Here is a 15,306-nt window from a genome sequence, read left to right on the forward strand (position 1 = left end):
GAGCAGATGTCATCAACATCAATAGTTTGTTTTAGCACATAACCGCTGAGATACGGAAGAATGTAGAGACATTTATGATTAATATCATGAAAGAATCCCATGCGTATTATCGATCGTCTTTGCATCAGAATGTAGAAGTGTCTTTAGTTCAACTTATATTATTCGGATAGGAAGGATTAATAACCGCTTGACCGCGATGCGTCTCGCGATCGCTCTCCACGTTCGGATCCAGCACGCTGCGAATCTGGTCATAGCTGAGTTCTAATGATGGGTTGAACTCCGCAGATGCCGCATATTGCAGCAAGCTATGAAAAAGCTGGCGTACCTCCGGCTTATCTTGGTGACCAATAAGGTCGCTTGCGCATATGAGCAAGCTTCCATTGCCAACCTTAGCTTCAACGATCAAGCCGAGCTTATGATTGCGCTCAAAGTTGTCAATGACCTGCACTAGGGGACGGAACGCTTCCGGCCACTTATCCAGTATAAGCGAATGAGAGTGGGTCAGGATCGGCCACCACTGCCAGTTGCTATGAAACTCGGTTGGAAAGGCCTCGAACATGGGATGCTTCTCATCACATAAGATTCCGAGCGTTCCCGGTGCTGGAGCCGCGTTTTTTCCCTCACAGATGGATCTAAACATAGGATAACACCAAAAGTCCGAAGCAAACGCTCCGCCGATATGGGAGGATAGCTGCTCTTGATGGGGAATGAGCAAAACACGCCCGCCTTCTTCGAGAATATCGCTTACCTCTTGATTGAATTCTCTACGCAAGTGAAATTCAGCTTGTTGCGGCTTGGCTTCTGCCTGCGCCGACGGATATACCCAGATCGGATAATGATTTATAACGTCGCTGCCCTTCCATTTCAGAGTAAGCTCCAGCTTGGCGGGAGCCTCTGCTGCGGACAGGTCGATCTGCAGCGTACCCACATTTTCCAAAGCCCCTTGTTGAATATTCTTTGCCGCCATCGCTCCAGCCTCAATTAGTCGGTCTCCTTGCTTTAGCGACCACTCCAACTGCATAGCTTCAAGCGAGTCAGACCCGTAATTTGCGATTTCCAGTTCGGCGACAAACGTCTCCTCCTGGGTATACGTAAACCTCGGAATCCTTGCCAGCAGAACGATTTCCGAGCAAAACTCGCGCCACTTCTCCGGTTCTATAAAGCCTTTGGATTCCATAAACGCGTCCAATACGCCAACCAATGCCGTTCCTTGGCCCGGAAAGTCCTGCAGATCTAGCAGTTGAAACCCGCCGAAGCCCGGAGTGCGCAAAGCGGCTTCAATCTCTTCGCGGTAGCATATAACCGCGAGCTGTCCGGATGCCCGGAAGAAATGATCGGCTTGATCGAGCATTCCCGCAGCCTGAAGCCTCTCGCGAAACACTTCTAAGTTCCGTGCTTTCAGAACGCCTGTGTATTTCTCTATTTCGCCAAAGTTTGGGAAGGATTGATATTGGCCAATTTCATGGCTTATCGTAGGCACTTGAATGTCCGGAAGATTATCACGATAGTCCGTTAAGGTTGAAGGATAGCTATCCTGCACATGCCCAAGGGGCAAGTCCGCATGGGAGAAAGAAGCTCGAACCATCGATTCGCCATGCCCTGTTCGCATGGTAACCCAGAAATCAGAGTCTTCCGAGAAAGCCGGCGCCCAGAAATAGTTATTCGCCCCTTCAGCGTATAAGCGCCTGCTATCTTGTTCCCGATATTCCTTCAACAAGCTCGACATGGCGTTGCGACTGCCATGCAATTCGTTGCCTAGCGTAAACAAAGCAAATGATGGGTGATTGCCATAAGCCTTTAATATGCGCAATCCTTCCTCCCGCAAGTAGTCCGATCTCGCCTCATCATAGTCTTCATCCGCTGGATCTTGAAATGCGCCCCAATACGGCAGCTCAGGCTCGAAATAAATACCGAGCAAATCCGCGGCTATAAATCCTGCTTCTGGCGGGCAGCAGGTGTGGAAGCGATAATGATTAATCCCGTAGGACTTGGCGATAGATAGCACCTTGACCCATTCTTCCACCGTCATCGGCGCATAACCGGTTAGAGGAAAAGCCAACGCGTCATGTTTTCCTCGCAAAAATACTTTACGACCGTTATTCGTGAACTGTGTGCCTTCCGTACCGAACTTGCGCATGCCGAAGCTTACGGATTGCTCATTCCGATACAATTTCCCGTTAGCGTTCGCCTCCAGACTCACAAGCAAGCGGTATAATACGGGGTTGAACTCATCCCACAGCATGATATCTTCGCCGAGTTCATAGTGCAGTTCAACAGACTGGTTACCCGGTACGGACTGAATCATAGCGATCTTTACTGCTGTTGCAGCATTTGCGTTGCCTTGGATTGTTCCAACCATATCCATTAAAGCGATAGCTAGCTGGGTATCCGCATTGTCCATCGTATCGTTGATCAGTTGAAACCTGAGCTGAACGGACTTATTAGCAACATCGGGGAACGCCTGAATGTTGTCCAATCGGATTAAATCCGCTGCTTGAAGCTCCATTCTGCCGAGCAGTCCGTTCCAGTTCGTCTGCGTATCGGGTGATGTCATATGACCGCCTTTTATCGGCAGGCCGCTGTTATCAACCAATATGGTTAACGTATACGTGCCAGGAGTCATGATCCCAAATTCATAGATATGGGGCGCGCTTATGCTGTTCTGCATGCCTTGCAGTTCATCGCCGATCCAAACCTTCGTTACTCTTGTCCGCTCCACGTACAGCTGGATATGCTTGTTCGCCCATTCCGCCTTGATTTCAATCTCGCGTTGGTACCATGCATAACCGTTTATCGGATAAGCCTCAGTTAGGTGAGCGACTTCTTTGGCCGTGTTATATTCGCCTTTTTGATACTCCGAGGTGGTTCCTGGCAGCTGAATGTGATCTTGCAGCCGCTCGTTATACCATTTTTGATCAATGCCTTGCTTGGTCTCATCCAAGCAAAATCTCCACGTTCCCGCAATTGACTCTATCATCATTTTTTCATAGCCTCCAGCTCATAGCAAATGCCTTAATGGTAATCCCTATATTCTTGCGGCGTATAGCCCGTCGTCTTCTTGAACAAGTAGGCAAAATAAGCTGCGGTCTGAAATCCGACCTGCTCAGATACCTCATACACCTTGATGCTTGGATTGTTAAGCAGCTCTTTGGCTTTATTCATGCGTGTTTCCTGTAGAAAATCAGATATCGTTTTGCCCATCTCTTTTTTGAACAACACGCTTAAGTAACTCGCATTCAGATGATGAATTTCAGCAATTTGCTTTACTGTGATATGTTCTTGGAAATGTGCCTCCAAATATTCGGAAACCTTGCCGATCAGATTATGCCTTTGACTGGCTTCACCTTTCTTTTCGATAACCATATGGCGTTGAACGTAATCGATCACGACTTCACGAATTTGCGCCTCGCTTCTGCAATCGATCAGCTTCTGCCACATCTCCAAATTCATTTCCCCGCCCAGCTCTTTATTCCATGTCTGCTTGCGAGCCAGTTCGCTGAGCAATGCCATGCCAAACGCCTGTATATACGTAAATGGCATAGAAGGCTGAGGAAGCAGCATATCAAACACATTATTAACGTAGTCAACAACCTTATGAGCATCGGCAGCATCTTCTGTCAGCTGTAAAATCTCGGGTATAATCTCTTCTCGCAGACGAAATTGTTGGAACTCAGATTCATCTAGTCGATCATAGTGCAGAATTTGCCCGCTCTCCATCAAGCGGAATCTTGCCATCATGAATTTAACTTCCTTATAAAGCGTCGGTACATCTTCCCAAGTCGTACATACTCTGCTATTGCCAATCGTAACCGTTGAGCCGTATTGCTCCTGCATGACATTTTGGATGAAAGCAAGCTGTTTTTCAATTGACGCACGTTCAAGCGGACTTAAATTAATGTGCAAGGCCACGATTTCATCAGTGACGGTCTTTGCGATATAAACATGATCAAAATCGCTTAAACCGATATGGACCGTTCTCAAAAATCCGTTGCTGATCACAACCCTCTCTCTTGCGTCCTGCACCGAGGAATGAAAATGATCATAGCCCAGTACGATTAATCCGATTTCTTGGTTGCTTGCAGGAAGCTCCAGCAGGCTGCCCCATGAAYGCAGCATCTGGGCATGAATGCCTGCCTCCCCAATAACATCGGATACGAACCGTTCTCTGACGATATCGAGACTGCCGGATACTTTCTGCTGCAGCTCCTGCGCTTGATTTTCAATTTGCTTTAACTTGGTTAATGTCTTGCGGAACCCGGTAAGCTTGCTCTCTACCTCTTCCACTTTAATCGGCTTCAACACATACGCTTGCGCCCCAACGTTCATCGCTTCCTGTACAAATTCGAATTCGTTGTAGCCGCTGATCATCAGCACTTGAAGCTGCGCCTGGATCGCTTTAGCCTCTGCAACAAGTTCAATTCCCGTCATAACAGGCATTGATACATCTGATATCAACACATCAATAGAAGTATTCCGCAATAAGTCGAGAGCTTCTTGACCGGACTCTGCGGTGAAAGGCGTATCATAGCCTAGCTCCTTCCACTTGATATAGCGCACAAGCCCCTGAACATGGGTAGGCTCATCATCCACGATCAACGCTTTTAACAACACTACATCACCTTCCTAATCTGCGGCCTATGAACACTTGCCGGTATGATAATCGTTGCCGCCGTCCATTCGTTCTCTTTGCTGTCTATGGTAAATTCATGTTTATTCTCAAAATAGAGCTGGAGCCGCTCGCGAATATTAGCAGTACCGTATCCGTTTCCGTTCCCCGCCTGCTTTCCTAATTGAATCTGTTTCAGCATCTCTCTTGAGATGCCTATTCCGTTATCGAACACCTCGAATCGAATGTTGTCTTGTTCGAGCTGCGCCGAAATTCGGATAACGCCGCCCTTCTTCCCTGTAATGTTGCCATGCAAATAACAATTTTCCACAATAGGCTGTAATAACAGCTTGATCGTGTAAAGCTCCAGCAGCTCTTGCTCGATATGCCACTCGATGGTCACCCTTCCCGGATAACGCATTTCTTGAATATCCAAATAAGCTCTGACATGTTCAAGCTCGCCCTTTATTTGTATGACATTAATTTTATTGTCCAGCGCCAGACGGTAAAAGGCGGTCAAGGCGTCTATGGTGCGCAGCTGTTTTTCGTCTTGAAGATCCAGCGCACGCCACCTTAGCAAACTTAACGAATTGTATATAAAATGAGGATTGATTTGAGCCTGCAGCGCTTTGAATGATTGCTCGCGTTCCTTGAGCTTCGCTTGCGTAATGTCTTCAACGAGCATACCCAGACGGCTGGACATCGAATTAAACAAAATTTCCAGATCGCCGAGCTCATCTTTAGCCGTATTGCGAATACTGACATCGAACTGTCCTTGACTGACATCGTACATGCGCGTGCCAAGCTTACGAATACGCCATACGACATTTTTCAGCACCGTCATAATTAAAAAAGTAGAGCAAAGCAGAAAAAAGAAAATAACAGCCACGATGCCGTATAAAATCATCTTGGACTGGCGCTCAAGCTGATCCATCTGGATCAACGCGGCCACATGCCAGTTCGAATCAATCGGCCTTACCATAAGCAGATTGCCATCCACCATTACGCCATCAGATAGGCTCGCATTATCCCAGTGATTATTCAGCGTTGTCGATTGAAACTTTAATCCGATTTTTTCTGGATCGGAGGAAACGATGATCATGCCGGAATCGTCAATAATCGATAATTCGCCTGAACCACTGAACGGCTGATTGAACAGATTGCCAAAAACCGATTTATAGTCTAACAGCATATAAATAATGCCCTGCAAATTGCCGGTCGGGCTCATCACTTTATGTGAGATGACAAGCTTATTCTTGTTCACATTGCTCCATATTAACGAGTTGGAAGCCTCGCTCGTTTGGATAAACCAATCCGTCTCATTCAAGTCAGGCTGCAAGATGCGCCCCTCTGGCTTCCACAGCAATCGTCCGTCCTGCACAAGCATCGGATTCGTGTGGTAAATCCGGAAATCATCGATACCCGGCAAGTATTTACTCGTAAATACAAATGAACGGTCTACATACTCAACCGTGTTCAGCTGCTCGAACATATCCGAGTAATTACGGCTTAACCGCGAGATTAGCTCCCCATCCGTTGCCGTACGCGTAGCAAGCACATCGTAGCTTTGCTTGCGGAATTCTATATTTTGAACGGTTTGGCGCATCGCTTCATTAATGGTGACCAGGTAATTGTCCCTGAAGCTTTCAAGCGCAAGATAGCCCGCAACAATGCCTAAAAAAATCGTTGGAACAAAAATAATGGCTCCATACAGAATTAATATTTTTCGGCGCAGGTTCATTTTCTGGGTGTATTTAATAACGATTCGTTCAAGACTGCGGCGTAATAGCATCGTATCCCTCCTTTCCGTATTGTAATCGTATTCGCAACAATGGAAAAGGGAGCAACCTCCCAGAAAGGAGTGCTCCATTTTGGTATACCGCTAGCCTTGCTCTTTCAGCAATACTTCATATTGCTCCTGCCATTCTTGCTTAACTTCAGTCCAGTGCCCACGTTTCTCAAGGGCATCACGGAAAGCCATCCAGGTTGCTTCGAACTGCTCGCCGCTTTTGGACATGATGAGTTTCGCTCTATACTCTTTGCGAATATTTTCGAGCTCAGGCAAGTATTTCTCTAGCAGACCGCCTGCCTTCGCTTTAACCAAGTCATAGGTTTGCGTGCTACGCACGGCGCCCATCTGTCCTACCGTTGCCGTGAATTTCGACGTTTTTTCGTTTCCGACTTTATCGCCTGTGCCGTAATTCCACCACGGATACCAGTCGTTATTATAGGAAGAAATCATATACAGCTCTGGCGTTACTTTCGCTTTCTGTGCAGGCTCGCCAGAATTACGCGCTTTATCATATTCTGCATCAATATAATTCCATCGTCCTAGCGGCTGATCGATCCAGCCCCAGAACTTTCCTTCTGGTCCTTCGTTAATGACTTGCTGCTGATCCGCTCCAGGCTTAAGTGAGTAATCAAGAAACTTCAAAACCGCTTCTAGATTTTTGGATTTTTTGCTAATGTAGACGTCATATCCTGGATACGGGTTGATGACAGTGTTCGCTCCAAGCTTCTCAACGCCCTCTACCTTAGGGAATGGAACGACTTGATAGAACCAGCCTGGCTCAGTCGGGCCGTCCAACGTCTCCCAGATCGAATTATCCACGTTAAAGAAGGAGCCTACGTTCATCGCTACGCGTCCAGCTTTGTTTTTCTCTTTGTAGCGTTCCTTTTTATCGGTTACGACCTCTGGGTCCACCAGATTGGAACGATACATTTTGTTCATCCATTGGTAAGCCACTTTATACTGTGGGTCGTCATACAAGAGGACAAGTTCGTCACCCTTCTTCTCTACCGGGATAATACCGCCTCCCGTCGTTACGCCAAACGTGCTTAAAACCGTATTTTCATCGTTCCAGCCTGCCGTATCGTTAGGATCCATTAAGAAGCTAAGCGGAATCAGCGGCTTGCCTGACGCGTCTTTTTGCTCTGAGGCTTTTTTCAAGTACGCTTCAACACCTTCAATCGTAGCCAAATCAGCTGTGGTCATTCCCGCTTTCTCAAGCACGTCCGTACGGACAAGCCATGTTTGCGATGCCCAGCCCGGCCATGGATTGTCAGGATTTTGGTCGAACCAGGTTGGAATGGACCAAATATGCCCGTCCGCATCCTTCATTTGGTCCAAATATTGCTTAGGAATCGCTGCAAGGTTGGGATATTGATCAGGCATATCGAAATATTGCTCGACTGACAAAATTTTATTGGAGCGAATCATCGCTGCTTTCACGATTTCACTTCGATTGAAGACAGCTGCATCTTCGAAGCCGCCGGTATTCAGCTTCAAGTTAAGCGCCGTAACTGCGTCACCTTGAGTAGCTTCAAGCACAACCTCAATGCCTGGCTCCGTTTCCTTCCAATTTTTTTGGACAAGGCTATCATTATTAACCGTTGCCGACCAGCCCAGCCATAGATTGAACTTGTTGGAGCCTTTTGTCGTTTCCGTTCCGCCTTGCGCTGCGTTCGTGCTTTTCGGATCGTTCTTCGATGCATTCGAACCGGAACATCCTGCGATGACAGATAGCAATACTACACCGGACATAGCCATTAATCCGGTCTTCTTTACCCATTTGCTCTGCATGCTTCTTTTCTCCCCTTTTCGCTTACCTAAGTTACGGTATGTGATGAAGCCCAATACCCTCATTAACGGTGGCTCTTAACCTTTGACGGAGCCGATCAATACGCCCTTTACGAAATACTTCTGAAGGAACGGATACACACATAGAATCGGAATCGCGCTTACCATTACGGTTGCCATTTTGACTGACATGAGTGTCACGTTCTGCATTTGCGATCCTCTGGCTAGCGCTTCCTGATTCGAGTTCGAGCCCAGGATTGCTGACATATCCTGCGCCGACAATAACTGCTGGAGAAACGTTTGTACCGGAATGAGATCCTGCTTAGTGACGTAGAACGCTCCGGCGAACCAATCATTCCAATGGCCGACAGCGGTGAACAATCCGATTGCCGCAAGCATTGGCTTCGACAGCGGAACGATAATTTGGAGCAATACGCGGAACGGCCCTGCACCATCCAGCTCCGCCGACTCGACGAGTGCCTCTGGAATGCCTTGAATGAACTTCAGCATGACAAACATATTCCAAGCCGAGAACATTCCGGGTATGATATAAACCAAGAAGTTGTTAATAAGCCCCAAATTATAAAGCTGAATATAAAGAGGTACAAGCCCTCCGCTGAAAAGCATGGTCAGCAAAATATAGCTCAGAATCGATTTACGGAATGGAACCTTCGTATACGATAAGCCGAATGCCACCATCAGCGTGACCATGAGGCCAGCTATTGTACCCGCGATAGTACGCAAGATCGTAATTAGATATGCGTGCTGAATCACTTCGTTACCGAGTACGATTTCATAGTTGATTAGTGTAAATGCCCGTGGCCACAAATATACGCCGCCCTTCGCTGCGTCGGTTCCCTCATTCAGTGAGATCGCCAGCATATACGCGAATGGATAGAGCACGGATAAACACAGCAGAAGCATAAGAACAATAAGAATGATTTGGGAAATGATCTCACCAGATGTACGTTTCATCGATTACCATAACCCCTCGCCATTCAATTTTCTAGATATCTGATTCGTGAGCACCACTAGAATAAGACCGATAACGGATGACAGGAGACCGATTGCTGTAGCCATTCCGAAATACCCCTGTTGAAGGCCGGTTCGAAGCACATACGTATCGAGAACGTCCGCCACCTGCATGTTCGCCGGATTCAAGAGCGGATAAATTTGATCCATGCCCACGGTAATCAAACTTGGAATGCTAAGAATGAGAACGATTGAAACCGTCGGGATCATGCCTGGCAGCGTAACATGCCGGATTTGCGCCCATTTCCCTGCGCCTTCCACCTTGGCCGCTTCATACTGCTGGGGATCAATGGCTGTAATTGCCGCGAGATAAAGAATCGTATTCCAGCCTACTTCCTTCCACAATCCGCTGGAGACGATCATCGGCCGAAACCAGCTCTCCGAGCCTAGGAAGAAGATAGGCTCTCCGCCCATTTTTGTAATCAAATCATTCGCCAAGCCGCCGTCTAACGTAAGAAACGATTGTAAAATATAAGCGACGACAATCCATGAGAAGAAATGAGGCAGGTAGCTAACCGATTGGACGAATCTTTTGAAGCCTGCGCTCACCAATTCATTAATCATAATGGCCAATCCAATTGGAGCCGGAAATCCGAATACGAATTTCAAAACCGAAATGAACAACGTATTTTTCACGACAATCCAAAACTGAGGCTCTTGCAGAAACGTGAAGTTTTGGATTCCAACCCACGCGCTGTCCCATATAGATGACCCGATCTGAAAATCGCGAAATGCGATTTGAATGCCCGCCATAGGAACATAATTAAATAGAAACAAAAGCAAAACAGCCGGTAAAATCATGACATACTGCCAACGATATTTGTATAGTTGTGCTAACATGATGTCGMATTCCTCCTTCTGTAATACATTGTAAGGGGTTTCAGTTAGGTAAACCATATAACGTTGATTGGATTTTCATCGTAATGATTTGCTCTTTGTTCGATAACAAAAATAGGCGGCCATGAGGCCATTTGTTAAAATCTTCGTCTTTTCTCTCGAGAGAGATCCGGATGAACTTGATTCTTTTCTTTAAAAACAAATCCATAATTCGAATGAGACTCGTTGGTGATTGCCTTGGTCATTGCATAAAGATAATCGGGCCGAACGGACGTTTTTCCGCCAGATCCGCATAATCGAAATAGCCTTCGTAGATCGTTTTCCCGCGATGAACAACCGAACAGCACAGCCGGCAAGACCGTCATCCACAAAATGTTGAAGAAGCTCATTGCTGCTGTAAACGTGACTGTACCACACAGCGCTAAGTAATAGTGACACCTACACATGAAAAAAATCGGCCGTCTCCGTTAAATCCGAGACGGCCTGTTTAGAACTCAACTGTTTTAATACAATACGGGTAATTTATCGAGTGTAATCGCATATTCATGATGGTAAGCCTGGAGTAGTTCCTCCTCGGAAGTCCACTCTGCAGTCGATCCAAATTCGTTTGACCAGATCATGTACCAAACCCACGGAATTCTAGTTATAGAGAGTTGATTTATGCTAGGCAGCACCCCAATCTCTCCTAATGCAACTAACTTCGGTTCTGAGGTTATGCGCATGAGTTCCTCATATTCGGGCTGTAAATYCGTATGCGTATGCTTGGGAGGGTACAGGTCTCTTGATATCACATCAGTCACATCATCACCTGCATATCCTTCCGCCAAAGGTGAGTTCCAGACCCAGATTAGATTATTCAGAGCATGGATGTGTGTATATCGGTCATACATAATACGGTACAACTGCTTTGCAACCTCTGGCCCTTTGTGACCCCACCAGAACCATTCCCCCTCGGCTTCATGGAAGGGTCTCCACAGAATCGGAATCCGATTCTCGCAAAAAGGTTTCAGGATATCGGCCATATGATCCATATCGGAAATCAATGCCTCATACTCCTCCGTTCCTTCTATTACAGCATTGGAGGCATCAAATGTTGTATTATTCGAATAGAACCCCTTATCCCAGCTTCCAAAAGGAGAGAACCAATGCCAGGTGAAGGTGATCATACCTTTTCGTTCTGCCCATTCCCAAGCGCGGTCAAGCGTGTTTCGGTTCTCATCAATCTCAAGCAGGCACTCTGGACTGCTGTTTTCATAATTAATATTCGGCGAATAACTTAACAGCTCAAAGCCACAAAGCGCAGGAAGCCTCCCCGTAACCTTTTCGATGTACTGGAGTTCCTTTTGCAAATTGGTTTGCGTGTGTTGACCGGTAATAATAGCTTTGCCAGCTATCCCGCTTAAGTACTGTAGTACTGCTTTTACTTCTTTAGAAGCATTCGGATTGCAAGGTACCATAGCAGCGAGATTCGGATTTCTCATGGGTCACTTCCTCATTAGGTATAGATTTGGCATTAAATCAGACAGTGCATAAAAAAGGGCCGTTCCGCCTCCGCTGGGACGGAGAATGTCCCTTAACTTTTCAATCAAAATAAATTACTTGGAAGACCATTAGCCCCCAGGATAACAGCTGGGTCGTCATTTGGAAGGGACATCGTGTATGCCGCTCCGTATGCTCTCATTTTGAATTCTTCTTCTTGAGGGAATAGGTCTTTCCAATGCTCGATATTATAGGCTTTCAGAGCTTCTTTTTCCGGTTCACTGTAATTCCCTGTCAGCATCTCCGAATAATTGCGAGTAAAATAATATAAAGTTGAATCCTTGAAGTCATTGCCGACGACCGACCCGAAGCTACCTTAGCTTTAAACTAGTCAGTCTTCTGCACGAAGTTTTCCGGATCGAGCAATCCAATGTCATTCATATGATTCAGCCAACGGAATTTTTTTTCCGGACGACCAAATTTCTCTAGAACATTAATGAAGTCAGGCCTTACCCAGCCTTAACTGCTTTAAGTCTGAACCATCCACTTTCATAGTCTTTCTGATGATAAGCTAGGTGTAGTCCCAATTGCATGAGCCTGTCTCCCCCATAGCTTGACTTTTCTCCATAGTTACCTGACCAAACTTCGTATTCAAGATCCGGGTTAAGCCCATCAAGCCGCAAGGTTCTTCGCGCTGCATTCGGCACGGCCATCACTTGAAAATAGTACACAACGGCTTCCTCTTTGTCTTCAGATACAAACATCCAAGCCGATTCGTTCCCTTCAAATGGACTCTTCAAGCGATACAAGTCACCCTTTTGAACTAATCCACGAATTTGCTTGTAAGTTATGACTTGGTTTTTGACAATCTCTTTGTCTTCATCGCTGAATTTGGTTAGATCAAGCTCATATCCAAAGTTTCCAGACATGGCGACGTTCCCACGAAAATCAAGTGGCGTTATCCGTCCAACTTGATGGTTAGGAACGGCTGATACATGGGCTCCAATTGCACTTACAGGATAAACAATGCTAGTACCATATTGTATCTTTAACCGTTCTACAGCATCCGTATTATCACTTGTCCAGGTTTGAGGCATGTAGTAGAGCATTCCAGGGTCGAAGCGGCCTCCACCACTTGAGCAACTCTCAAACAGAATATTCGGATATGCCGTGGTGATGCGTTCCAACAGCTCGTACAATCCTAGAACATAGCGATGGGCCGTCTCCGATTGACGTTCAGAGGGCAGTGAAGCGGAACCCATTTCAGTCAGAGCGCGGTTCATGTCCCATTTCACATAAGAGATCGGCACGCTGGAGAAGATCGCTGAAAGGGAGTCATAAATGTAATCACGAACTTCCTTTCGAGTATAATCCAGCACGAGCTGCCACCTTGCTTCGCTGCGCCTGCGTCCAGGAACATGAAGACACCAGTCCGGATGCTCCCGGTAAAGATCGCTGTCCGGCGATATCATCTCGGGTTCAAACCAAAGTCCGAATTTAAGCCCAAGCCGATTAATGCGTTCCGCCACATCAGCAAGTCCGTCCGGCAGCTTCCGGCGATCCTCGTACCAATCACCAAGAGATGAATTATCCGAATCCCTCTTGCCGAACCAGCCGTCATCCAAGACGAACAGCTCAATTCCTAGCTTCTCCCCTTCTTCCGCAATTGCTAACAACTTTTCAGCATTAAAATTAAAATAAGTAGCCTCCCAGTTATTAACTAGAATCGGCCGCTCTTTATCTCTATATTCCCCTCTGCATAGCCTTGTCCGGTACAAGCGATGATAAGTACGCGACATATCGCCCAACCCTTGCTTAGAGTAAACCATAACGACTTCCGGTGTTTGGAAACTATCACTTGGATTCAGTAGCCATGTGAAGTCAAAAGAATTCACTCCCATGCTAATTCGCGTAGTGTTGAATGAATCCACTTCAGCAACCGCTTCAAATCCGCCGCTGTATACTAAGCTGAAGCCGTAAGCATCACCATGGTTTTCCGTTGTTTCCGGAGTGACCAACGCGTAAAAGGGGTTTAATTGATGGCTGCTCATGCCTCTCTTGCTATCTATTCGAGTTTCACCTTGATGAAGAGCTCTGCGGGTCATATTACCTTCTCGAGCCCAGGCTCCAGAAAGATAGATGATTTCTAAGTCCCCTTTATCCAGGAAGTCTACACTTGCACTTAGAGCACGGAGAAGCCGAAGCTTCTTTCCCCCTTCATTACTCAAGCGTGTAGAACGGATAATGACATTCCGATCAACAAAAACAGTATAAATAAGGACTACTTTTAGACCCGAATAGGCATCCTTCAGCTCCAGCTCCAAAGTCTCTGCTTCGGCTTCATTTTCTACATAAACGGCTGGAAGTCCAGCTAATGAGGGCTTCCCCTTAATGAGCTTATAACCTACGTACTTTAACTCCGTAATTCGGGTTCCATCCTCAAGCTCTACTTGATAAGCCGGGTTACGAAAATCCCCGCTCCCGTATTGAGGGTATTCTTGGAATAAGCGATCCAATCCAGCCTTCTCGGGAGTGTGAATTAATAAATCCGCCATGGGTTCCCGATGCTTCAGGTTGCCCCCCCAATATACATGGATAGGATATCCATCCTTAATTTGAATAAGATAACTCATGCCGGCCGACTGCAGGTGAAAAAGCCCCGTATTCTCTTGAACAATGATGCCCATAAAACTTCTCCTCTCAACACTACCCTCTCAGAGCAAATGTTTTAGTGTTCTCAAAATAAAATATGGTTTTAAGCTTGGTACTAATTAATAGATTATTTGTCAACTATACAGGAATAATATATCAATACTTAATATTGAGTACATAGCTTGATGCTCACTAATTATGTTATAATGCTTGGAATTTAATATTAAGGGGTTATACCATGATTGAGTATTTGTCACGAAGCAAACAGCACACTGAATTGTATCTAACACAATTTGGAATTGAAGAATGTATTCCGAGTCATTTTTTTGGGCCAGCCATAAGAAGTCACTTTCTTCTTCATTATATTTTGGACGGAGAAGGGATTTTTGAAGTCGATGGAAACAAATATCGGCTTCAGAAAGGTCAGAGTTTTCTTATATGCCCGGCTGTCATTACTTATTATCAAGCCGATTCCAAAATCCCATGGTCATATTGCTGGTTTGGTTTTGACGGAACACTGGCAGAATTGCTCCTCAAGCAAGCAGGATTAACGAGGGTATGCCCAATACTCAACTGTGGTAAAGACGATATGATTTATAAATATTTGATGTTAATGGCCGAGTCCAATGGAAATCAAAAAACGAGAGAAACAAGACTGACCGGTTTGCTTTACTTATTATTATCCCTACTTGCAGAATATGGACCGGTAACGCCAATTGAGCAACAGGATAGTCGTGCGGAAATTTACGTAGAAAAGGTGAAGGAAATCGTCGAAACTAACTTTGCTCAGAAAATTACCATTGAGGACATTGCCCGCATCATCGGACTCAATCGAAGCTATCTTTGTTCGTTATTCAAACAACAAATGAATACTAGTATCCAGGAATACTTAATTCGTATTAGGGTCCAAAAAGCATGTGAAATGATGGGGAACGTTGAGCTGACGATAGGTGATATCTCCCGCTCTGTCGRCTACAATGACCCTTTGCTCTTCTCCAAAATGTTTAAAAAGATAAAAGGAGCTTCCCCTAAGAATTACCGATCAGAAACCCAATGATAATCCATCCTGCTGCCTTTACTAAGGTTCTAAGAGTGTATGGTCATAATAAAATCTATGTGT

General features: G+C 45.9%; 9 protein-coding genes. 1 reads left to right on the forward strand and 8 read right to left on the reverse strand.

Going from position 1 to position 15,306, the window contains the following annotated elements:
- Positions 1 to 148: 148 nt before the first annotated feature.
- The 8 genes from AC1DSE_RS16425 to AC1DSE_RS16460 form a co-directional block, all read right to left on the reverse strand.
- On the reverse strand, positions 149 to 2,980 hold the full coding sequence (locus AC1DSE_RS16425) for a sugar-binding domain-containing protein (protein WP_477512039.1): 2,832 nt from the start codon (positions 2,978 to 2,980) through the stop codon (positions 149 to 151).
- A 32-nt stretch (positions 2,981 to 3,012) separates the two neighbouring features.
- Complete coding sequence (locus tag AC1DSE_RS16430) at positions 3,013 to 4,611, reverse strand: response regulator transcription factor (protein WP_477527906.1); 1,599 nt, start codon at positions 4,609 to 4,611, stop codon at positions 3,013 to 3,015.
- Positions 4,611 to 6,398, reverse strand: a complete 1,788-nt coding sequence (locus AC1DSE_RS16435; RefSeq protein ID WP_477512037.1) for a cache domain-containing sensor histidine kinase — start codon at positions 6,396 to 6,398, stop codon at positions 4,611 to 4,613. Before AC1DSE_RS16435 ends, AC1DSE_RS16430 begins: the two co-directional genes overlap by 1 nt.
- 90 nt (positions 6,399 to 6,488) lie before the next feature.
- Positions 6,489 to 8,189, reverse strand: coding sequence for a type 2 periplasmic-binding domain-containing protein (locus AC1DSE_RS16440; protein WP_477527907.1), 1,701 nt, complete (start codon positions 8,187 to 8,189; stop codon positions 6,489 to 6,491).
- Between the two features lie 75 nt (positions 8,190 to 8,264).
- On the reverse strand, positions 8,265 to 9,161 hold the full coding sequence (locus AC1DSE_RS16445) for a carbohydrate ABC transporter permease (RefSeq protein WP_477512035.1): 897 nt from the start codon (positions 9,159 to 9,161) through the stop codon (positions 8,265 to 8,267).
- A 3-nt stretch (positions 9,162 to 9,164) separates the two neighbouring features.
- Positions 9,165 to 10,058 carry an ABC transporter permease gene (locus tag AC1DSE_RS16450; protein WP_477512034.1) on the reverse strand — a complete coding sequence of 298 codons (894 nt, stop codon included), beginning with the start codon at positions 10,056 to 10,058 and terminating at the stop codon, positions 9,165 to 9,167.
- Between the two features lie 500 nt (positions 10,059 to 10,558).
- The gene (locus AC1DSE_RS16455) at positions 10,559 to 11,536 is read right to left on the reverse strand and encodes a glycosyl hydrolase (RefSeq protein ID WP_477527908.1); all 978 of its coding nucleotides are present in this window, start codon (positions 11,534 to 11,536) and stop codon (positions 10,559 to 10,561) included.
- Between the two features lie 507 nt (positions 11,537 to 12,043).
- Positions 12,044 to 14,221, reverse strand: a complete 2,178-nt coding sequence (locus AC1DSE_RS16460) for an alpha-galactosidase (RefSeq protein WP_477512033.1) — start codon at positions 14,219 to 14,221, stop codon at positions 12,044 to 12,046.
- A gap of 203 nt (positions 14,222 to 14,424) precedes the next feature.
- On the opposite strand from AC1DSE_RS16460, the gene AC1DSE_RS16465 reads away from it, so the two are divergent.
- Positions 14,425 to 15,243 (forward strand): AraC family transcriptional regulator, encoded by an 819-nt coding sequence (locus AC1DSE_RS16465; protein ID WP_477527909.1) that lies wholly within the window; start codon positions 14,425 to 14,427, stop codon positions 15,241 to 15,243.
- The last annotated feature ends 63 nt before the right edge of the window (positions 15,244 to 15,306 follow it).

This window comes from Paenibacillus sp. 01L418, assembly GCF_056400045.1.